This window comes from Oenococcus kitaharae, assembly GCF_025758695.1.
Taxonomy (GTDB): Bacteria; Bacillota; Bacilli; order Lactobacillales; family Lactobacillaceae; genus Oenococcus; species Oenococcus kitaharae_A.
In genome coordinates this window covers 318,043-337,625 of sequence record NZ_JANJQP010000002.1, presented here as the reverse complement: position 1 = coordinate 337,625, position 19,583 = coordinate 318,043, and the positions used below count along the sequence as shown (strand labels likewise).

Below are 19,583 nucleotides of genomic sequence, written 5' to 3'. Positions count from 1 at the left end.
TCACCCAATCAGAAAAAGTAAATCCGCTGAACAAGCCTTTTCCCCATCAACGGTCGCAAGTGCATGAGCGCTGCCGATATTTTCCTTCAATTTATCCAAAGTAACTTCTAACTTTAACACATCGCCAGGGCGGACCATACGGCGGAACTTAACTTTATCAACACCGCCAAAATAAGGTGTCTTGCCGGCAAAACGATCCATTTTAAGCAGGGCAATTGCACCAGCTTGTGCTAAAGATTCAACAATCAAAACACCAGGCATAACTGGGTTTCCAGGAAAATGACCCTGAAAAAATTCTTCATTGATCGTGACGTTTTTCTGTGCTGTAATGCTTTCTCCAGGAACTAATTCCAAGACTTTATCAACCAGCAGCATCGGATAACGGTGCGGTAACACAGCTTGAATTTCTTCAGCTGTCATTTCAATTTTATCTGTCATTTTCCTACCTCTGTTTTTACTTTGATCAAGGGCTGATCGTAATCAACCATTGATTCATTATCAATAAGAATTTCTGCAATTTGGCCAGCGACCTGGCTCTTAATTTCCGTCATCATCTTCATGGCCTCAATCACACAAACCACATCACCGACTTTCACCTGATCGCCAACTTTCACATAACTTTGAGCTTCTGGGTTGGGCTGCAGATAAGCCACGCCGACTAAAGGTGATTTAATTGTTTGAAAATTATCCTCAGATTCCGCGGCGGTTGTTTTTGGTACTTCTTCTACGGCCTGAGCAGCATTATCAGCTGCTGAAACTGGTGTATCCGAAGCCTTCAACTGCGAAGTATCTGCTGTTGCAGGCACACTGTGATTGGCAGTCTTATTTTTAGATAAATAAAGATGTACGCCATCAACCGTCAAGTCAAATTCACGGATACTGCTTTGATCTACCTGTTCGATTAAAGCTTTAATCGCTTTTTCGTCCACTTTTAATCACTCCATCTCTTTAATGCGAGCACCGCATTGTGCCCGCCAAAACCAAATGAATTGCTCAAAGCATAATCTGCTTGTGTCTGCTTATTGGCTTCATTGACCAATTGAACTGGACATTCTGGATCTTGTTCAGTGATACCGACGTTAACTGGCAGCTGGCCGTCTGATAATGCACGAGCAGTCGCAATTGCCTCGATCGCACCGGCTGCACCAAGTAAATGGCCAGTCATCGATTTGGTACTGCTGACCAAAACATGACTATCGCTGCCAAATAATTGATTAATTGCAGCAGCTTCTGCTGAATCATTACCTTTTGTAGCAGTACCGTGTGCATTAATATATCCGACTTGTGTTTTGTCTATGCCAGCTTCTTCAATAGCAAGCTTCATCGCGCGAGCGGCTTGCGTACCCGCTGGATCTGGGCTGGTAATATGATAAGCATCTTCTGTCGCACCATAGCCGACCAATTCGCCTAAGATCTTCGCACCGCGTGCACGGGCATGTTCTAAGGATTCTAAAATCAAAGTACCAGCACCTTCACCCATGACAAAGCCGTTTCGGGCTGTATCAAAAGGCAGAGAGGCTTTGGTTGGATCTGTGGATTTTGACAAAGTAGATAAAGCAGCGAAACCACTGATACCGATTTCGTTGACTGAAGCTTCTGATCCGCCTGTCAGCATGATATCCGCGCGTCCAGCTTGAATTGTCCGAAAAGCTTCTCCAATAGCATTGGCACCCGATGAGCAAGCAGTGACAATGGTCATACAAATACCCTTAGCACCAAAACGGATTGCCAAATTGCCAGCGGCCATGTTCGCAATAGAAGTCGGAACAAACATCGGCGATACGCGATCGTCTCCAAGATCATGCATGCGGATCACTTGATCTTGAATCGTTGTTAATCCACCAATACCAGAACCATAAATGACACCAAAGCGTTCGTCATCGACGGTTTTTTCATCCAAGCCAGCTTGTTCATAGGCTTCTAAAGCAGAATAAAGTGCTAATTGAGAAAAACGGTCCATTCTGCGCAAATCTTTTTTAGTCAAACGCTGTAAAGGGTCGAAACCATCTGTTTCACCAGCCAAGGTAACCCCTGTTGCACTTGAATCAAAAGCCGAAATAGGACGAAAACCAACTTTTTCCTGTCTCAATCCCTCGATAAATTCATCGGTCGAGTTTCCCAAGGGCGTTACTGCCCCCATTCCTGTGATTACTACTCGTGTCATACATTTCCTCCATCGTGAAATTAAAATCAGACCATAGCCAGACCGCCATCAACTGTGATGACTTGACCTGTCACATAATCGTTTTCCGCTAAAAAGACGGCCGTTTGAGCCACTTCATCGGGCTGGCCAAAATGGCCTAGCGGAATTTCGGATTTTAATTTTTCTTGTGTTTTTTCAGATAAAACAGCCACCATATCTGTATCAATCATGCCAGGTGTAATCGCGTTGCAGCGCACATTTCTGCGGGCCGCTTCTCTGGCAATCGTCTTTGTCATGCCAATCAAGCCGGCTTTACTGGCTGCATAATTGACCTGGCCAACATTGCCTATTAAGGCAACGACACTGGAAATATTAATAATACAGCCGCTGCGGGCACGATACATGGCTTTTAAAGCAGGCTGTGTGACGTTAAAACTGCCAATCAGATTAGTCTCAATCGGCGCCTTAAAGTCTTCCAAAGTCATGCGATTAGCCAGCATATCGTGTGTGATGCCGGCATTGTTCACCAAGATGTCCAATTGACCAAAATGTGCAAGTGCCTGAGCAACCATCTCCTGTGCTTCAGAAGCATCCGCCACATCACCCGTCACAGCAAACACGCGCTGCGAATCAGTAAATTCAGCTAATACTTGTTCCGGAATAGTTTTGCGTCCGTTTAAAACAACTCGGCATCCGGCTTGATAAAAAGCTTTGGATATTGCTAGCCCGATACCGCGTGTACTTCCAGTAACCAAAACTGTTTTATTTTGTAAATCCATGCAAGAAAATCCTCCGAATATCAGTTTGAGACCGCTGCTAATGCTTCATCCAATGATTGCGCATCACTAACAGCCTGATAACTGTCGAGTTTGATTGTTTTTTTAGCGAAGCTCACCAAAGAATGGCCAGGACCTAATTCAATCACGTGAGTCACACCTTGACGCTGCAATTCTAGTAAGCAATCTGTAAAACGGGTCGATGACACCATCTGCCGGCTTAACGTCTCTTTGATTGTGCCTGCTTGAAAAGCTTGACCTGTCGTGTTACTGATCACATTGATCGCCATTGGCCTAAAATCAGTTTCAGCTAATTCCTGAACAAATTGGTCGTTAGCCGTTGCCATTAAAGGTGTATGAAAAGCACCGCTGACCGGTAAATCGACGATCCGCTTGATACCGGCTTCCGTTAATTTCGAAACCGCTGCCGCCACAGCTTGTGTCTGACCGCCTATCACCGTCTGCTTGGGAAAATTATAATTAGCCGGCTGAACAATCTGATTGGTCTGCTGCGAAATTTCTCGGCAGACGCGTTCAATTAAATCAGTATCAGTACTCATAACAGCTGCCATAGCACCAGGAAAAGCTTCACTAGCTTGCTGCATTAATTCAGCACGTTTTTGAATCAGACGAAAAGCAGCGTCCCATTCTAATGTACCGGCCGCTGCCAAGGCGCTATACTCTCCCAAACTCAAGCCAACTAAAGCTTGTGCCGCGGGCAATTGATTAGAGATAACGCGGTACAAGGCTGTACTCAGCGTAAAGATAGCAGGTTGTGCAAAACGCGTTTGTTCTAAACGTACATCTCCGGTCTGCCACATTTGCCAAAAATCAATACCAGAAATCTCTGCAGCTTTTTGAAACACTTTAGAAAAAACTGGAAAACTTTCATATAATCGGCTGTCCAAAGGGGCAATTTTGCCGCCTTGTCCGCTAAACAAATAAGCTAACTTAATTTTCTTGCCCTCCGAGCAGTGCCGCTGCCTGGTCAGTAACTTCCTGCAAAATTTCAGCAACCGGTTGTATTTTATTTACCAATCCAGAAATTTCACCAGCCATGTAAGATCCTTGTTCCGGATCGCCGGTCTGTACGGCGCGCCTTAGGCTACCGTTACCGAGTTCCTCAACTGCCGCATAATCAGGATCGTTTTTTTGTGCTTCGATCTTTTCATCACGGATAAAGCGCACAGCCATTTTATTTTTCAGCACGCGCGCCGGATGACCGATATATTTACCAGTCACGAGTGTGTCAATGTCTTTAGCTTTTAAAACAGCCTCTTTATAAAGAGGATGAATGTGACATTCTTCGGCTACGAGAAAACGCGTGCCCATCTGGACGCCTTGGGCACCCAGCATCATGGAAGCTGCCAAACCACGGCCGTCGCCAATACCGCCCGCAGCGATCACAGGAATATCAACTGCATCAACAACCTGCGGTACCAGAGCCATGGTCGTCATTCGGCCGATATGCCCACCGGATTCCATACCTTCAGCAATTACAGCATCAACACCTTCACGTGCCATAATCCGAGCCATGCCAGTTGAAGGCACAACAGGGATCACCCGAATACCAGCTTGTTGAAAAGCAGCTAAATATTCAGAAGGATTGCCAGCACCAGTCGTTACCAAAGCAATTGAATCTTTTTCTGCCAAAATGACTTTAATGACTTCCTTAACATGTGGAGAAAGCAGCATCACATTAATACCAAAAGGACGCTTGGTTAAAGATTTAGCAATCTCAATTTCACTTTGGACGACATCAGCCGGTGCATGACCGGAACCAATAATTCCCATGCCGCCGGCGTTAGAAACAGCAGCTGCCAGTTTCCCATCTGCCACCCAAGCCATGCCGCCCTGAAAAATCGGATAACGTAAACCGAGTGATTTGAAAAACGGACTTAATAATTCCATCGGATTTATTCTCCCTTTTTTGCAACCAATTGCTTTGAGACAAAATCGACCAAGTCGCCAACCGTATTCAAACCTTCTTCAACTTCGATCTTGACATCCAATTGGTCTTCGATCTCGTTCATTACTTCAAAAACATCCAAACTGTCGGCATCCAAATCGTTTTTAATGTCGGTCGTCATTTCAATTTTGTCTGCATCTTCACCAGTCTGATCGGCGATAATGTCTTTTACTTTGTTGAATAATTCTTCTTTAGTCATGTGTTTGTTTCTCCAAAATTTTTAATAGTAGTTGATTGATGTTTAAAAATGATAAATAATCGTGCCAACACTCAAACCAGCACCAAAGCCGCTGAGTGTTAATAACTGGCCTCGCTGAATCACACCCTGGCGGATAAACTGATCCAATAGCAGGGGGATACTTGCTGAAGACGTGTTGCCGAACTCGCTAACGTTGCTAAGAAAACGCTCATTAGGCTGCCCTAAAATCTGCGCTGCCTTATTCATGATTCGCTGATTAGCCTGGTGCATGAGAAAGTAATCCGAGTCATCCGGCGTCTGTTCAATTTGGTCAAAAGCCCGTCGAATAGACGCTGGCACCTGTCGCGTGGCAAATGAATATACCGCTTTACCGTCCATTTGAAAATAAGGACTGCCTGTCTGCGGCTGCTGCCAAACTTTAGAAGTTTCATAGCTGCCGACTGTCAACGATTCGGCCTGTTCACCATAAGTGCGCAAATCAGTTGCCAATATACGGTTTGCTTCCTGAGTTGTTTCTAACAAGACACCAGCCGCACCGTCACCAAACAGCACGGCAGTACTTCGATCCTGCCAATCGACTAGTTTGGACAACACTTCCGAACCAATGACGACGCCATAACCTGCTGACAAGCTATTCACCAGCCCCTGGGCTAGCTGCAAGGCGTAAACAAATCCCGAGCAGGCAACGTTAACATCAAATGCAAATGCATTAGTAAGTCCCATCGCAGCCGAGATCGTAGCTGCCGTTGAAGGCGCTAGACGGTCAGGACTCATCGTTGCCACAATCACATACGAAATTTGTTCGGGATGGATACCGCTGTCTTGAATCAGTTGTTTTAGAACGCCAGCCGCCAGAGACGAGGTTGTCTCAGTGACCGCAATATGGCGATTAGAGATACCGGTGCGGCTCTTAATCCAGTCATCTGATGTATCCATCATGGCTGCCAGATCGTCATTGCTGACAACCTTTTTAGGCACTTGGCTGGCCGTGGCAATCATCTTAACTGTCTTCATCGCTATTGCCTTTCTCAGTCGTGATTTCTAAGAAGGACCGTAAATTAAGCATGGCACGTTCGATCAAATCGACTTGGCTGCTATCCATTCCGCCTAAGAAAGTTTCGGTCATTTGGCGATGGAAAGATTCATGTGCACGATAGATGAGCCGGCCGCGTCTTGTAAGGCCTAAGCGAATGACACGCTGGTCATCAGCAGATTGCAGCCGTACAACGTAGCCCTTTTTTACGAGTTTGTCGATCGAAGCCGTCACAGTTCCTGGAGAAAGCTGCAATTTACGAGCCACAGCGGTCGTGGTCTTGTGGTCATACATCGTAATCGCGTCAATCGTGTGCACTTCTTTGACTGTAATATCTTTAAAACGACTCGTACGAAGATATTTTTCTTCAACTTGCAGGATATCGTTATAAACTTCGATCAGCAGGCCGCTGATCTTTTTAATTTTTTGATCAGTCATACGCTGTCACCCGCGTTTTTTTAATGAACAAGTTCGTCCTTTTCCGGTGAAGCTGTCTCCTCGGGTGAAACAACGAACAAAAGCTGTGCACTCGCAATTTGTTCTGTGCCCACCAATGCCGTACAGTCGACGACACCCATGTTTTCACGCACTTTGGTCAATTCAATACTGAGTTCGACCTGTTCACCTGGAAGCAGCGAGCGCACAAATCGTGCTGAGTGAATGCCGCCTAAGTAGGCAGTCTTATGCGCAAACTTCGGGGACTTCAGAATTAATATGGAAGCCGCTTGAGCCAGCATCTCGATAATCAAAATATTCGGAACGGCTGTGATGTCTTGCCGCCCTTGCATGAAATGTTCATTGACCGTGATATTTTTGACGGCCGTGATTGATTCGTCCGGTGTAAATTTCGTAACGCCGTCAATCCAGGCGATCGGATATCGGTTAGGAATCAAATCAGCGATTTGTCGAGCATTTAATAACAACAGTCAACCTCCTTCAAATTTATTTCAAACATCAAAGTGTTTGTGCTTTGTATCTTAGCAACAGCTCTGCGTATTGTCAAACCTCAAGCACTTCCAAAAACGCATAAAAATATCATTTATGCCCAAATAAAGGCATACAAAAGAAAAAATTACAAATTAATTTTCCTATTAAAAACAAATAAAAGTAATTCGAACATCAAATAAAAAGTTCTTGACAATGGTCAACTTATACCTGACAATTGGTTAACAAATGGGGGTGATTTTTATTGTCAACAAGTGAGACCCTGCTCGCATTTCTCAGCCGGCATCCAGGAGAATGGCGTTCAGGAAATGAACTGGCAACTCAATTAGCTATCAGCCGAACGGCGATTTGGAAGGCGTTTAATACGTTAAAAAATCAGGGTTATCTCATCGACAGCAGACATGGCTTAGGATACAAATTATCAGCGAATGACCGTTTAGACGAAAAGATTATCCGTAGTCTTCTGACAATACCTGCCGGCGTCGCGCTGCATCTATTTGAAAACGTCGATTCGACTAATACACTAGCCAAAAAAATGCTGGCTGAGGGCTTAAAAAAGCCAGCAGTTATCATTGCAAACGAGCAAAGCAACGGTCATGGCCGTCGTGACCGCAACTTTTTTTCACCGGCCAACAGCGGGATTTATATGACTTTTGCTTTGCCGCTGAAACAAGGTGAGACCGTGATACCCGGCCTGTTAACGACCGCTTCTGCCGTTGCTTGCGGGCGTGCTATTAAAGAAGTTTTTGGTATTCAAATCCAGTACAAGTGGGTCAACGATCTCCTATTTCAGGATAGAAAATGCGGCGGGATTTTGTCTGAAGCAATGACGGACTTGGAAAGCGGCCAAATTAGTGCTCTGCTTGTCGGGATTGGGATTAACGTAGCCGAACCGCAGAGCCCCATGCCTGTTTCCTTACAAAACAAGGCCGGCAGCCTGGGCCAAGATGACGGCCAACAGCGAAATGTTTTAATCGCTGCCTTGATCAATCAGTTTTTCGGACTATATGCATCATATAAAAGCACTAATTTCCTAGGCGAATACCGACAGCATTCCTATATCCTGCATCATCAGGTTGTACTGGAATTGAATCATCAAAAAATCAGTGGTACTGTCCGGCAAATCGATGACGCCGCTGAGCTGGTACTAGAAGACAGCAAGGGCCAACAACGGCATTTTACGGCTGGCGAAATTACAAAAGTAAATTTAAAAGAAAGGTTATATCATGGATAAATTCACCATTCAAAACAATTTAAAAAAGATCGGACTGGCTTTCTTATTAGCTATTTTCCTAGGATTCAGTTCGCAAATCACAATCCCATTAATCTGGGTCCCGATTACAGGCCAGACCTTGGCTGTTGGCCTAATTGCCAGTATCTTCGGCTTGACTGTCGGGATTGAGTCCTTGTCAATCTATATCCTGATGGGCTGGTTAGGACTTCCCGTCTTCGCTAACGCCCACGCCGGCCTGAGTGTTCTATTGGGACCGACTGGCGGTTATATCTGGGGATTTTTAGTCTACATCCTGCTGGTTCGTTTGATCAATCGTGATCATAATAGTTGGCAATTAGGTATTGCCAATCTGTCAGCAGCCACGATTCAGTTAATTATCGGAGCTGTCTGGCTCATGTTTGCCGCGCCAATGACACTGCCGGCTGCCATAGAAAACGGCATTCTGCCTTTTCTAGTGCCGGGATTGATCAAAATTACAATCATCTGCGGTATCACAATGCTGTCTTGGCGTTATCTACCGAAATTAAATCCGATTAATAAATAATAAAAAACAGGCCTTGAGCCTGTTTTTTTAATCTTTGACGATATTTTTACGAACTAGCATGACCAGCAAAATCACAGCCAGCAGCAGGTCAATCAATAGTCCCCAGGTATAAGTGAAAAAGATGCCGGCGGCTGATGCGAATCTGCCTTGCAGCAACGCTGGAAAAAAGGGGCTAATCGCCGACAATAAGATCGCGAGATGGACAACTAACGCTAGGCCGACCATCATCATGACAACTTTACCTGCCTGCTTAATTTGCCAAAATAAGGCCAGCAGCAGAAAAATCACAAGTAGAAAAAAAGGAAGCAGATAAGTCGGTGTGGAAATAAACTGCCAGTAATTTTCATGACGGGTCGAAAAATTCGCCGCGTCGCCGTGACCACTATGTGTTAAAAAGGTTGACACTAGCAAGAGTAGCAGCAATAAATAAGTGCTAATAGGATTCTTTTTCATAAAAAAACTCCTTTTGCTTGCAAATTATAACAAAAAGAGATATATAAAATCATTATTTAATTAATTCCACTACAATCTGTTTTAGTCAGCAGGCTGATCTTTTTGAGGAAATAGCTCTGCAAGGCGCTTTTTATCAGGATGATGCCAATGCTTGCGGCAGACAGGCACGTAAGCCTCATCTCCACCAATGAAAACTTGGTCACCGGCATACTGTGGTTTGCCATTAACAATACGCAATTGTGTAATGGCTTTTTTGCCGCAGAAGGTACAAATCGTTTTCATCTCTTCTAATTTATCTGCGATTTCAAAAAGCCGTTGGGAACCAGGAAAGAGATGATTAAAAGCATCCTGACGCAAGCCGAAAGTCATGACAGGAATATTCAAATCGTCAACAACTTCTGCCAGTTGATCAACCTGCGCAGCGCTTAAAAACTGGGCTTCATCAATCAAAACAGCAGAAATTGCCTCCGTGTTCTTAGCTACTTCGTCAAAGAGATTGTCTTTTTTATGAATCGCAATCGCTTCGCGTTTTAAGCCAATACGGCTGGCAATAATGCCGACACCAGCCCGGTCGTCAACATCGGGCGTCATCAGTAGGACCTTCTTGCCTTGTGATTCATAGTTATGTGCTACCTTCAGGATTTCGATTGTCTTGCCGGATCCCATAGCACCATATTCAAAAAATAGCTGTGTCATGTTTCCAATTATATCAGTGATATTTTTATGCTAGTCTATAATTTGTTTATGACTATTAGAAGCAAATTCGCCTTGTTTGCCGGATCGACAAGCTACATACTATTACATAAAATTCTTCATCGCGGCGGTACCTCGCTCCCCGGCAAAATCGCTTATCAGCTGGATCCAGCTATTTTAAAAGAATTTGCCAACAAAATCCAGACCGTGATTATCACAGGCACAAATGGTAAAACGTTGACAACTGCCCTTTGTGCGCGTGTCTTGTCTCAAAGCGGCCGCTTGATTATTACAAATAAATCCGGTTCCAATATGATTCAAGGTATCGTCGCCACAATTATGGCCCACGCTGCTCAAATCCGTCAGGCTAATCGGCAGGGACAAAAGCCAATCGCTGTCTTAGAAGTCGATGAAGCTAACGTCAAAGCAGCGGCTCAGAGTCTGCAGGCCAGTCATTTTGTTTTGACAAATATTTTTCGCGACCAAATGGATCGCTATGGCGAAATTTATACAACTTATGAAAAAATCACCGATGGTATCAATAGCAGCCCAAAAGCTGAAGTGATTGCCAACGGTGATTCTCCGATTTTTGCACGCAAACCCTATCCCAATCCAGTTGTCTATTTTGGTTTCGCCGACCGTCCCGAGACTGGCGACCACCGCGCACCAACGAACACGGACGGCATTTTGGCTCCGACCGATGATCAGGTACTGCATTACCACTATTTGACTTACGCCAATTTGGGCAGCTATTTTACGCCTGATAAAAGTTTCAAACGGCCCGATCTGAAATACGCCGTCACCAAAGTCGATTCGCTAACGCCAGCTAAATCTGATTTTGAAATTGATCAGCATGCTTTCACACTGCCTTTAGGCGGTCTCTACAATATTTATAACGCGCTGGCTGCTTATGCTTTGGGCCGTGAATTCGGGTTGTGCGCTGATCAAATTTTCGCTGCGCTTAATGAAGACTCACGTATCTTCGGCCGTCAAGAACAGCTGCACATCGGCGACCACCTTGTCACGATTGTGCTGATTAAAAATCCCGTCGGTGCTAACAGCGTCATCGACATGATGATCAGCGATCCCCAGCCCTTCAGCCTCGTTACGCTGCTAAACGCTAATTACGCTGATGGGATTGATACCAGCTGGATTTTTGACGCGGAATTCGAACGTCTCCATGAGACAAAACTGGCTAAAATTATCGTTGGCGGCCAGCGTTATCAAGATTTTAGCGTCCGTTTGAAAATGGCCGGTTTCCCCGACCAAATTGTCGAACAGGATTTTGGCAAACTGATTGACCGCATTAAAGCCCTGCCAACGAAAAATGCTTACGTAGCCGCAACATATACGAGCATGCTCATGTTCCGAGCAGAATTAACCAAAGCCGGCTTGGCAAAAGGGAGTTTTTAATGACAGCTTATAAGCTTCGAATTGCACATTTATATGGTGATTTGATGAATACATACGGCGATTACGGCAATGTGATCGCTTTGACTTACTATGCTAAACAAATTGGTGTGACCGTCGATTATCATCTCGTTTCGCTCCATGACACATTTAAGGCTGACGATTATGATTTCGTGCTTTTTGGCGGCGGTCAAGACTACGAAGAATCCGTGACCGCTAAAGACCTGCCGGGCAAATCAGCGGAAATCAAAGCTTATATCGAACAAGGCGGATCATTATTGGCTGTTTGCGGTGGTTTCCAATTATTAGGCCGGACCATGGAATTTGCGGATGGCAAAGTCATCAACGGTATCGGCGTCATGTCGCATCATACTGTTAATCTCAATTCGCCTGAATTAAAAGATGGTATGCGCGGCAAACGCCTAATCGGCAATATCGAAATTAAAAATAACGAAAACGGCGAAACCTATCATGGTTTTGAAAACCATCAGGGCCGTACTTTTTTGGGCGAGGGCGAAAAAGCTCTGGGTCATGTTATTTCCGGCAACGGCAATAACGGCGATGACCAGACAGAGGGCGTAATTTATAGACAAGTCTACGGCACCTATTTTCACGGGCCGATTCTGACGCGTAATGGTAATTTAGCCAAGCGCATCCTGAAAAACGCGCTGTCAAAACGCTATCCAGAGATTGATTGGCAAGGCAAATTAGCCGCGATCCCAACTGAAAGTTTTTAAAAATCAAGCAGCTTGTTTTCTGGTGACCAACGTTTCCCAAAATAATAGGGCACAAAAGATCAATCCCAGTAGACCAAAAGCCATCGAAAAATTCACAATTTGGATTAAATAACCGACTAATGGAAAAACAACAATCATCGATAAAGAGAACAGCATGCTGGCCGTGCTAATCAGGGTCGCTCGTTGACCGCTCGGAATTAATTGATTATTGTAATTGCTGAATAACGGTTCCACAGCTGCAGCCAGCAAGTTGACAATTAAATAAAGGCCGATTAAAGTCGGAATCCAATTAACCCATGTCAGCAGCAGGCACAATGTCAGCAGAGTACTAAGACCAAAAATTAAATGTTTTTGAGAAAAACGGCTCTGCAAATAGGGCGTCATCTGAACAGCAGCAATGTTGGTAACAGCTGAAACCAGCATCAAAAACGAAATTAACCAGCTGCTGAAATGATAGTCGGCCATCAGAGACTGGAAATAGTAATAATAACAGGTACAAATGCTGGAAAACACAGCCTCAATCAGCATCAGATGCTGAAGCTGTTTGGTCTGATATAAAAATTTTGCCGATTCTTTAATAATGGACCAAATGCGCGGCTGTTCCGTGGCTAAACGATCATTTTGTCGGATCGGCTCATGCATCCTATAAGCTGCCAGACCGGCGATGATGGCGCAGGCAATTTCAATCCAGTAGGTTATTTGAAAATGCCAATGCACAAAAACAGCAGCTAACATGGCGCCGATTGTGCTAGCGGCTTCGATTAAAGAATTGCTGACGCTGACCACATGCGGATATCGGCCATGACGATCCTTTGGGTCCAATGATTCATACATCAGGGCATCAATCGTGCCGGACTGCATATTGTAAGACCAGGCACTGAAAATAAAGGAGACAGCAAAGAAAAAGAAATTATTGGCAAACAGCATGATAACTGCGCTAATAAGAGCCATCAGCCGGCCGAAAACCAGAACGGTTTTGTATTTGAAACGGTCGGCTAAAACACCTGTTGGCAGTTCAAACACAAAACTTGCAATATGAAAAATGCTTTCACAGAGGCCCATCTGCCATAAGGACAGACCTTGCTGCCCCAAGTACATAACCCAAAGGCTTGTGATACCGAAATAACTAGCAAATTGGTAGATATAGCCTTTGTAGAGATTTTGGCGAATTATTTTATTGTCCATATGACACTCCAAAGAGCATGTCAGACCGCCAATAAAAAAGTGGTCAGCTCATCGCCGACCACTGATCAAGTGTTTATAGTTCGGACTAACAGCAATAATTATTTGAATGCGTTAAAAAAAGAGACACTTGTCCCCTTGAGCACTAAAACATTGATTATTGCGTGTTGTAAACTAATCCAAGCCGCCAAGAATAGAAAAGCCTTTCCTATGAATTAGATTTATTTTAACAAAAAAACATCCGCACAATCGGATGTTTCAAAAATCATTTTTTAGTTAGCTTTAATATCAGATCATCTTTAGTGACTTGGCCGCTGCTTTTCACGAGTTCAAAATGCGACAGGCTGTTAGAATTCGTAATCACAGCAATTACGGTATCATCGAAGCCAGCTTTTTGAATGGCTGGATCCCAGAACTCGATCAGCAAATCACCGCGTTTGACATGCTGGCCGCTTTCGAAGTAATTAATAAAACCAGTCCCGCGCATGTTCACCGTCCCAACTCCGATATGGATCAGACTGGCAATACCGTCATCAGAAACCATCCCGACGGCATGCCGTGTCGAGAAAGTCGTTCGAATGATACCGTCAAAAGGTGCATAAACCCGGCCATCATTGGGCTTGATCGCAAAACCTTCACCCATGGATCCGGAAGCAAAAGTCGGATCAGAGACATCCTTCAGGGGTACGAGATCACCGGAAATCGGCGCATAGTAGGCGAATTCACCTTCTTTTAATGCAGCAACGGGAACCCTAGCGTTTTCCTTGCTGTCACTGAAGTTTTTGCCCCAGCTTTTTTCCAACTGATCAACAATTTTGGCGTGTGCTTTTTCATCCAAAGTGACTTTCTTAAAGAACACAATCGTGGCAATGGCCACTAGCAGCAAAGGCAGGCCGAACATCATAATTTTGAAGATCGTACTTCCCTGACCTGTGACTGTATGAGAAGAAGCACCAGCCGTCATGCCGGCCCAAACAGCCGTGATACCGACAACACCGTTTGAAATCGCGCCGCCCAGCTTATCAAGCAGAGGGCGAACAGACAAAGTCAGGCTTTCGTCTCGATGTCCGAACTTTAATTGGCCGTATTCGACAGAATCCGTAATTGTCATCAAAACGACTAGGAAAACCAATGGCTGTGGAATAAAGAAGAGTTCAGCACCGATCAGAACCAGCAGTAGAGAATTGCCAGCCATCGTAAACACGGCAATACCGACAATCAAGACAGCAATCGAAATGAAGAAGACGTTTCGACGATTGAACTTTTTGGCCAGCGGCGGGAACAATAAGACGGCCAGCAAGCCGATAAAGGTGTTTAACGTAGCTAGAATTGAAAACTGGCTGGCGTTACCCAAGATATAAGTAAAGTAATACAGTTCCAGAGCGTTCGTGATCTGAATACCAGTTGCATAAAAAGCATAAGACAGAGACAGCCACATCAACTGATCATTGCGCGTCAAAACATGCAAAACGTCCTTCAGCGAGGTCTTTTCTTTGTTTTTACGCAGATCAGAATCAATTTCTTTAGTTCCTAAACCAACTGCAATGGCTGAAATCCAGGAGACCAAGCCGATAATTAAGGCAAAAGCAAACCAGCCACGATTGTCTCCCTGCCCGTTATTGCTGTTCAAAGAGAAGAAAAGCACAATCGGCATGACAATTACACCGACAATATTCGCCCCGATCGTTGAACCAACACGAGCAAATGTCGCTGTCTTTTCACGTTCGCGAGAATCAAATGACAAAGCCGGAATCATTGACCAAAAGCCGATATCCTTAAAAGAATAAAACACGTCCATCGTGATATACAAAACAGCAAAAATAATTAAATACAAGATCGGATTAGATATATTCAACCCGCCGAGATTTGTAAACAATAATGTCAGTGCAATCGATCCAACAGTACCGCCAACAACGACCCAAGGCTTGAATTTGCCCCAACGCGTTGTCGTATTATCGATCGTATTGCCAATAAAGGGATCAATCGCCAATTCGATAAAACGCAGTACCATAATGATCAGCGTAATATAGCCGATCATGCGGGCACCTGATGCGCCGCTTTCCTTATCGAATAGATGCGATGTCACAAACATAATGAAATAGGTCGACAAGGTCGCATAAAACATGTCATGGCCAAAAGCACCAAAAGAATAAGACAGCCTCGAAGTTACTGTCTTCTTTGTTTTTTCCATAAAACTCTCCTTAATCCAGGTTGTATTGCCAAACATTTGTAGGGATAGAACCTGCAAATTATAGTAAGCGCTTCCAAAATAAAAGTCAAGTTTTTTACTAAATGTTTATTAAAAAAATTTGAAACACCCGCTGTCAGCTGTAAAAAATGCATATTTTCATGTGGCTTAAGTAAAGCGCTAACAAAAATATTACAATGAATTTAACTAGACTATGACAGTAACGATTAAGGAAATTGCAAAACTCGCAGCCGTGTCCCCTGGGACTGTTTCTCGAATCTTAAATTCAGATCCGACTTTATCTGTGACTGAAAGTACGCGCAAACGAGTGAAACAAATCGCGGGCAAGCTGAATTATGAAAATAATCGCGAGCAAAGAAGAAAGAGCGTCGCCACGATTGCTGTTGTTACCAGCATGTCCGAGCAAAGAGAGGTCGACGACCCTTATTGGCGCAGCGTCCACCAAGGCATTAAACAGGCCGCAAAACAAAGCAGAGTCACAATTGCGGGTATTTTTCGCTTGACCGATGGCCTCAAAGATATTGATTTAAGCCAATATTCGGCCGTCATCGTGACCGGCGACCTATCTATTTCGGCCATTAGGCAAATCAAGAAAATCAACCCGAATCTGGTGCTTGTTGATTCCCGAGATCGATTAGCCGATATCGATTCCGTCAATCCGGATTTAGCGGAAATGACCGAGAGAATTTTAAACGAATTCAAACAAAGCGGCCGTCAGCATATTGCCTTTATCGGCGGGATTAACGAACGAATTGGCCTGGATGGCCAAATCAAAAACCGCAGCAAGGATCCACGGACAATCGCCTATGAAAAATGGATGTCCCAACAGCAGCTTGAGAGCAACGAAATACTGGGCGGCTGGTCGTCTGCTGCCGGCGTGGATGCGGTCAAAGCACTACTGCAGCAAAACAAGCCTTGTGATGCTTTATTAATTGCTTCGGATGTGATCGCAATCGGCGCCATCAAAGCACTGCAGGAGAGCGGCCTCATGATTGGAACAGACTTGGTTCTGGCCAGCTTTGATGACTTAGATACCGCTGCCTATTTGAGTCCCTCTTTGACCAGCGTAAATCTGCCCCAGCACGCGCTGGGCGCAAGCGCCGTCAGCCAAGCCAGCGAACTCGCCCAAAGCAGTCGAACTTGGACTAAGTGGGTCACTATCCCCAGTCGGCTGATCTATCGAGATTCTTTTCAAAAAAATGAGTAAGCGCTTTCTTGTAATGCGTTTTTGTGGTAAACTACTTTTCGGATTTACTAAATGTTTACAAAAAATATCTCAGTAGGAAAGAGAAGCTGAGTAGGCAGTTAGATAAATCACACCTGCAAACACGCATTGTTAGAAAGTATTGATTTCGAGACGAAATTTGGAGTTTTATTCATGACGGATATTTATACAAAATTAGAGACTATTTTTCAAGAAAAATTTTCAGCTAAACCAGAGCGGCGTTTTTTCTCGCCTGGACGCATTAATTTGATCGGCGAACATACGGATTATAATGGCGGACATGTTTTTCCAGCTGCAATTACATTGGGCACTTATGGTGTTGCATCCAAAAGACAAGATCAGACAGTTCGCCTCTATTCGGGCAATTTTGAAGAACAAGGTGTTGTTAGTTTTGATTTGGATAAAATACAAAAAAGTCCTAACAACAGCTGGGACAATTACGTCAAAGGCATGATTCTCGCCCTTGAGAAGGAAGGCTTCCAGATTCCTAACGGTTTTGACCTGGCCATAGAGGGCAATCTGCCAAATTCTTCGGGCCTATCCTCGTCAGCTTCACTAGAGTTGTTGATCGGTGTTGTTTTGGAAGATTTATTCGATCTGAAAACTACACGCTTGCAGCTGGTTCAAGCCGGTCAAAAAGCTGAGAATGACTTCATTGGCGTCAACTCAGGCATCATGGATCAGTTTGCCATCGGCTTTGGTAAAAAAGACCAGGCCATCTTCTTGGACACGAATACACTGGACTATGAATTGGTACCGGCTAAGTTTGGCGATAATGTGATTTTGATTATGAATACAAACAAGCAGCGCAAATTGGCAGATTCCAAATATAATGAGCGCCGTCAGCAATGCGAAGAAGCACTGAAAAGACTGCAGAGCAAGCTGCCTATCAAATCTTTGGGCGAATTGAGCATCAGCGAATTTGATAAAAATACGGATCTGATCGCTGATGAGACCTTAATTAAGCGTACACGCCATGCTGTTTATGAAAATCAGCGGACCCTGTTGGCTAAAGATGCACTGACAAGGGGCGATCTCAAACAGTTCGGCCAACTAATGAACCGTTCTCATAAGTCTTTGAAAGATGACTACGTGGTCACTGGTGATGAGTTGGACACATTAGCCGAAACAGCTCAGCAGCAGGAAGGTGTTTTAGGTGCTCGTATGATTGGTGCAGGATTCGGCGGCTGTGCAATCGCCCTTGTTGACAAAGATAAAGTGGATCAAGTCAAACAAGTCGTTGGCGACCGTTACTTTAAGAAATTCGGTTATCGTGCCGGTTTCTACGTTGCACAGATCGGCGACGGTTCAAAAGCAGTAGATTAAAACAACATTTTTATGGAGGATTTTTAATGACGCAGAATTTAGCGGAGACTTTTGCGGATTTGGTGATCGGCTGCGGCCGTACTTATTCAGAGATGGATAAATTATATTTAGTCAATCGGATTTATGCCTTAAGTGGTGAAGAACATCAAGATTTTCCGACTGGCATTTCTGACAAAGATATCCTGCAGGTGCGTGATCAGCTGCTTCAAACAGCCGTCGCGAATGGAAAAATTGAAGACTCACTCACAGATAAAGAAATTTTAGGTTCTGAGTTAATGGCTTTCACGGTCCCAAAACCCAGCACGGTTAATCACATTTTCTGGGAAAAATACAAACAGTCACCTAACACAGCTACAGATTATTTCTTTAATTTATCCAAGGCCAGCGACTACATCAAAACTAAAGCAATTGCCAAAAATATCGCTTTTCAGACAAAAACGGATTATGGCAATCTAGAAATCACAATCAATTTATCCAAACCGGAAAAAGATCCTAAAGCCATTGCTGCAGCCGGAAGACAAGCTTCGACCAGCTACCCGCTTTGCCAGTTATGTATGGAAAACGAAGGCTATTCAGGGCGTCTAGGCTATCCGGCTCGTGCTGAACACCGCATCGTGCGTCTGCCCTTAAATCACGAGACTTGGGGCTTTCAATATTCGCCTTACGCTTATTTCAATGAACATGCGATTTTTATTGCGCCAGTACACCGCCCCATGCATATTGACGCCGTCACGATTAATAACCTTTTGTCGATCGTGACCAAGTTTCCTGAATATACGGTTGGTTCCAATGCTGATCTGCCAATTGTCGGCGGATCGATTTTAAGCCACGACCATTATCAAGGCGGCCGGCACGAATTTCCGATGGCCAAAGCACAAGTAGAAAAGACTTTTGCTTTGACAGACTTTCCCGGTGTTTCAGCTGGTATCGTGAAATGGCCCATGTCTGTGATTCGTTTGGCTGGCAAAGATCAAGCTGATCTAGTCAAAGCAGCCGCACATATTTTGGACAGCTGGCGGCACTATTCCGATGAGTCGGTTGATGTGCGTGCAGAAAGCCAAGGCACCAAACATCATACAGTGACACCGATTGCGCGCTTTAGAGACAACCAATTTGAATTGGACCTGGTCCTGCGCGACAATCAGACTTCCAGCCAATATCCTGATGGCATTTTTCATCCGCATCAAGATGTCCAGCATATTAAAAAAGAAAATATCGGCCTGATTGAAGTCATGGGATTGGCTATCTTACCAGCTAGACTGAAGACTGAATTAGCCGAAGTGGTTAAATTTGTGCTCGGTCAAGACAATCAAATGGCTGATTACCATCGTCTCTGGGCTGAAAAATTGAAGGCGAGTTTTACAGGCAATGCCCAAGAAGCAGATGATTATGTTTTGCAGGCTGCAGGGCGTGTCTTTGCTCGCGTCTTGGAAGATGCTGGTGTTTTCAAACGCAATGCACAAGGTCAAGAAGCCTTTGATCGTTTTATTAAACAACTTTAAAAC

21 protein-coding genes are annotated in these 19,583 nt (G+C 44.4%); 7 read left to right on the top strand and 14 right to left on the bottom strand.

Going from position 1 to position 19,583, the window contains the following annotated elements; all coding sequences use genetic code 11:
* Genes fabZ (NRF22_RS05100) through fabZ (NRF22_RS05055) form a run of 10 tightly spaced genes read right to left on the bottom strand, consistent with a single transcriptional unit; the run spans window position 1 to window position 7,043 of the window.
* Window positions 1–438 (bottom strand): 3-hydroxyacyl-ACP dehydratase FabZ, encoded by a 438-nt coding sequence (fabZ, locus tag NRF22_RS05100; RefSeq protein ID WP_263779501.1) that lies wholly within the window; start codon window positions 436–438, stop codon window positions 1–3.
* Entirely contained in the window at window positions 435–929 is a 495-nt protein-coding gene (gene accB, locus NRF22_RS05095; protein ID WP_263779500.1) for an acetyl-CoA carboxylase biotin carboxyl carrier protein, read from the bottom strand. Before accB ends, fabZ (NRF22_RS05100) begins: the two co-directional genes overlap by 4 nt.
* 2 nt (window positions 930–931) lie before the next feature.
* Window positions 932–2,164 (bottom strand): beta-ketoacyl-ACP synthase II, encoded by a 1,233-nt coding sequence (gene fabF / locus NRF22_RS05090; RefSeq protein WP_263779498.1) that lies wholly within the window; start codon window positions 2,162–2,164, stop codon window positions 932–934.
* A gap of 26 nt (window positions 2,165–2,190) precedes the next feature.
* Window positions 2,191–2,922 (bottom strand): 3-oxoacyl-ACP reductase family protein, encoded by a 732-nt coding sequence (locus NRF22_RS05085; protein ID WP_263779497.1) that lies wholly within the window; start codon window positions 2,920–2,922, stop codon window positions 2,191–2,193.
* Between the two features lie 20 nt (window positions 2,923–2,942).
* The gene (locus NRF22_RS05080; protein WP_412178718.1) at window positions 2,943–3,860 is read right to left on the bottom strand and encodes an ACP S-malonyltransferase; all 918 of its coding nucleotides are present in this window, start codon (window positions 3,858–3,860) and stop codon (window positions 2,943–2,945) included.
* A 10-nt stretch (window positions 3,861–3,870) separates the two neighbouring features.
* Window positions 3,871–4,830 carry a nitronate monooxygenase gene (locus NRF22_RS05075; RefSeq protein WP_263779495.1) on the bottom strand — a complete coding sequence of 320 codons (960 nt, stop codon included), beginning with the start codon at window positions 4,828–4,830 and terminating at the stop codon, window positions 3,871–3,873.
* Window positions 4,831–4,835: 5 nt separating this feature from the next.
* A complete protein-coding gene (locus NRF22_RS05070) occupies window positions 4,836–5,087 on the bottom strand; it encodes an acyl carrier protein (protein WP_263779494.1) in 252 nt (83 codons plus the stop codon).
* A gap of 42 nt (window positions 5,088–5,129) precedes the next feature.
* The gene (locus NRF22_RS05065; RefSeq protein WP_263779493.1) at window positions 5,130–6,101 is read right to left on the bottom strand and encodes a beta-ketoacyl-ACP synthase III; all 972 of its coding nucleotides are present in this window, start codon (window positions 6,099–6,101) and stop codon (window positions 5,130–5,132) included.
* Complete coding sequence (locus NRF22_RS05060) at window positions 6,088–6,558, bottom strand: MarR family winged helix-turn-helix transcriptional regulator (protein WP_263779492.1); 471 nt, start codon at window positions 6,556–6,558, stop codon at window positions 6,088–6,090. Before NRF22_RS05060 ends, NRF22_RS05065 begins: the two co-directional genes overlap by 14 nt.
* A 20-nt stretch (window positions 6,559–6,578) precedes the next feature.
* A complete protein-coding gene (gene fabZ, locus NRF22_RS05055) occupies window positions 6,579–7,043 on the bottom strand; it encodes a 3-hydroxyacyl-ACP dehydratase FabZ (RefSeq protein WP_263779491.1) in 465 nt (154 codons plus the stop codon).
* A 266-nt stretch (window positions 7,044–7,309) separates the two neighbouring features.
* Here fabZ (NRF22_RS05055) and NRF22_RS05050 point away from each other — a divergent pair, with 266 nt between their 5' ends.
* The gene (locus NRF22_RS05050) at window positions 7,310–8,299 is read left to right on the top strand and encodes a biotin--[acetyl-CoA-carboxylase] ligase (protein WP_263779489.1); all 990 of its coding nucleotides are present in this window, start codon (window positions 7,310–7,312) and stop codon (window positions 8,297–8,299) included.
* On the top strand, window positions 8,292–8,843 hold the full coding sequence (locus NRF22_RS05045; protein WP_263779487.1) for a biotin transporter BioY: 552 nt from the start codon (window positions 8,292–8,294) through the stop codon (window positions 8,841–8,843). Before NRF22_RS05050 ends, NRF22_RS05045 begins: the two co-directional genes overlap by 8 nt.
* Before the next feature lie 27 nt (window positions 8,844–8,870).
* Here NRF22_RS05045 and NRF22_RS05040 read toward each other — a convergent pair whose 3' ends face one another.
* On the bottom strand, window positions 8,871–9,296 hold the full coding sequence (locus NRF22_RS05040) for a hypothetical protein (RefSeq protein ID WP_263779486.1): 426 nt from the start codon (window positions 9,294–9,296) through the stop codon (window positions 8,871–8,873).
* Between the two features lie 81 nt (window positions 9,297–9,377).
* Window positions 9,378–9,992 (bottom strand): thymidine kinase, encoded by a 615-nt coding sequence (locus tag NRF22_RS05035; protein WP_263779485.1) that lies wholly within the window; start codon window positions 9,990–9,992, stop codon window positions 9,378–9,380.
* Window positions 9,993–10,040: 48 nt separating this feature from the next.
* Between NRF22_RS05035 and NRF22_RS05030 the strand changes: the two genes are divergently transcribed.
* Together NRF22_RS05030 and NRF22_RS05025 are read left to right on the top strand one after the other, a co-directional pair.
* Complete coding sequence (locus NRF22_RS05030) at window positions 10,041–11,402, top strand: MurT ligase domain-containing protein (protein ID WP_263779484.1); 1,362 nt, start codon at window positions 10,041–10,043, stop codon at window positions 11,400–11,402.
* On the top strand, window positions 11,402–12,136 hold the full coding sequence (locus NRF22_RS05025) for a type 1 glutamine amidotransferase (RefSeq protein ID WP_263779483.1): 735 nt from the start codon (window positions 11,402–11,404) through the stop codon (window positions 12,134–12,136). The genes NRF22_RS05030 and NRF22_RS05025 overlap by 1 nt, the downstream gene beginning before the upstream one ends.
* A gap of 3 nt (window positions 12,137–12,139) precedes the next feature.
* On the opposite strand, the gene NRF22_RS05020 is transcribed toward NRF22_RS05025, so the two are convergent.
* Both NRF22_RS05020 and NRF22_RS05015 read right to left on the bottom strand, forming a co-directional pair.
* Window positions 12,140–13,321, bottom strand: coding sequence for an MFS transporter (locus NRF22_RS05020; RefSeq protein ID WP_263779482.1), 1,182 nt, complete (start codon window positions 13,319–13,321; stop codon window positions 12,140–12,142).
* A gap of 262 nt (window positions 13,322–13,583) precedes the next feature.
* Window positions 13,584–15,509: a glycoside-pentoside-hexuronide (GPH):cation symporter gene (locus NRF22_RS05015; protein WP_263779481.1), complete on the bottom strand. Its 1,926-nt coding sequence runs from the start codon at window positions 15,507–15,509 to the stop codon at window positions 13,584–13,586.
* A gap of 211 nt (window positions 15,510–15,720) precedes the next feature.
* Here NRF22_RS05015 and NRF22_RS05010 point away from each other — a divergent pair, with 211 nt between their 5' ends.
* The 3 genes from NRF22_RS05010 to galT all read left to right on the top strand — a co-directional run bounded on the left by NRF22_RS05010 (window position 15,721) and on the right by galT (window position 19,580).
* Window positions 15,721–16,734, top strand: coding sequence for a LacI family DNA-binding transcriptional regulator (locus tag NRF22_RS05010; RefSeq protein ID WP_263779480.1), 1,014 nt, complete (start codon window positions 15,721–15,723; stop codon window positions 16,732–16,734).
* A 171-nt stretch (window positions 16,735–16,905) separates the two neighbouring features.
* The gene (locus NRF22_RS05005) at window positions 16,906–18,078 is read left to right on the top strand and encodes a galactokinase (RefSeq protein WP_263779478.1); all 1,173 of its coding nucleotides are present in this window, start codon (window positions 16,906–16,908) and stop codon (window positions 18,076–18,078) included.
* 26 nt (window positions 18,079–18,104) lie between these two features.
* On the top strand, window positions 18,105–19,580 hold the full coding sequence (gene galT / locus NRF22_RS05000; RefSeq protein WP_263779477.1) for a UDP-glucose--hexose-1-phosphate uridylyltransferase: 1,476 nt from the start codon (window positions 18,105–18,107) through the stop codon (window positions 19,578–19,580).
* Window positions 19,581–19,583 lie beyond the last annotated feature (3 nt).

Bases quoted from the DNA above. Each gene is read 5' to 3' on its own strand.
- NRF22_RS05065 (WP_263779493.1), bottom strand. From the start codon at position 6,101: ATGAAGACAGTTAAGATGATTGCCACGGCCAGCCAAGTGCCTAAAAAG.
- fabF (WP_263779498.1), bottom strand. From the start codon at position 2,164: ATGACACGAGTAGTAATCACAGGAATGGGGGCAGTAACGCCCTTGGGA.
- NRF22_RS05075 (WP_263779495.1), bottom strand. From the start codon at position 4,830: ATGGAATTATTAAGTCCGTTTTTCAAATCACTCGGTTTACGTTATCCG.
- NRF22_RS05005 (WP_263779478.1), top strand. From the start codon at position 16,906: ATGACGGATATTTATACAAAATTAGAGACTATTTTTCAAGAAAAATTT.
- NRF22_RS05045 (WP_263779487.1), top strand. From the start codon at position 8,292: ATGGATAAATTCACCATTCAAAACAATTTAAAAAAGATCGGACTGGCT.
- NRF22_RS05070 (WP_263779494.1), bottom strand. From the start codon at position 5,087: ATGACTAAAGAAGAATTATTCAACAAAGTAAAAGACATTATCGCCGAT.
- NRF22_RS05025 (WP_263779483.1), top strand. From the start codon at position 11,402: ATGACAGCTTATAAGCTTCGAATTGCACATTTATATGGTGATTTGATG.
- galT (WP_263779477.1), top strand. From the start codon at position 18,105: ATGACGCAGAATTTAGCGGAGACTTTTGCGGATTTGGTGATCGGCTGC.
- NRF22_RS05035 (WP_263779485.1), bottom strand. From the start codon at position 9,992: ATGACACAGCTATTTTTTGAATATGGTGCTATGGGATCCGGCAAGACA.
- NRF22_RS05020 (WP_263779482.1), bottom strand. From the start codon at position 13,321: ATGGACAATAAAATAATTCGCCAAAATCTCTACAAAGGCTATATCTAC.
- NRF22_RS05040 (WP_263779486.1), bottom strand. From the start codon at position 9,296: ATGAAAAAGAATCCTATTAGCACTTATTTATTGCTGCTACTCTTGCTA.
- NRF22_RS05085 (WP_263779497.1), bottom strand. From the start codon at position 2,922: ATGGATTTACAAAATAAAACAGTTTTGGTTACTGGAAGTACACGCGGT.
- NRF22_RS05010 (WP_263779480.1), top strand. From the start codon at position 15,721: ATGACAGTAACGATTAAGGAAATTGCAAAACTCGCAGCCGTGTCCCCT.
- fabZ (WP_263779501.1), bottom strand. From the start codon at position 438: ATGACAGATAAAATTGAAATGACAGCTGAAGAAATTCAAGCTGTGTTA.
- NRF22_RS05060 (WP_263779492.1), bottom strand. From the start codon at position 6,558: ATGACTGATCAAAAAATTAAAAAGATCAGCGGCCTGCTGATCGAAGTT.
- NRF22_RS05015 (WP_263779481.1), bottom strand. From the start codon at position 15,509: ATGGAAAAAACAAAGAAGACAGTAACTTCGAGGCTGTCTTATTCTTTT.
- NRF22_RS05030 (WP_263779484.1), top strand. From the start codon at position 10,041: ATGACTATTAGAAGCAAATTCGCCTTGTTTGCCGGATCGACAAGCTAC.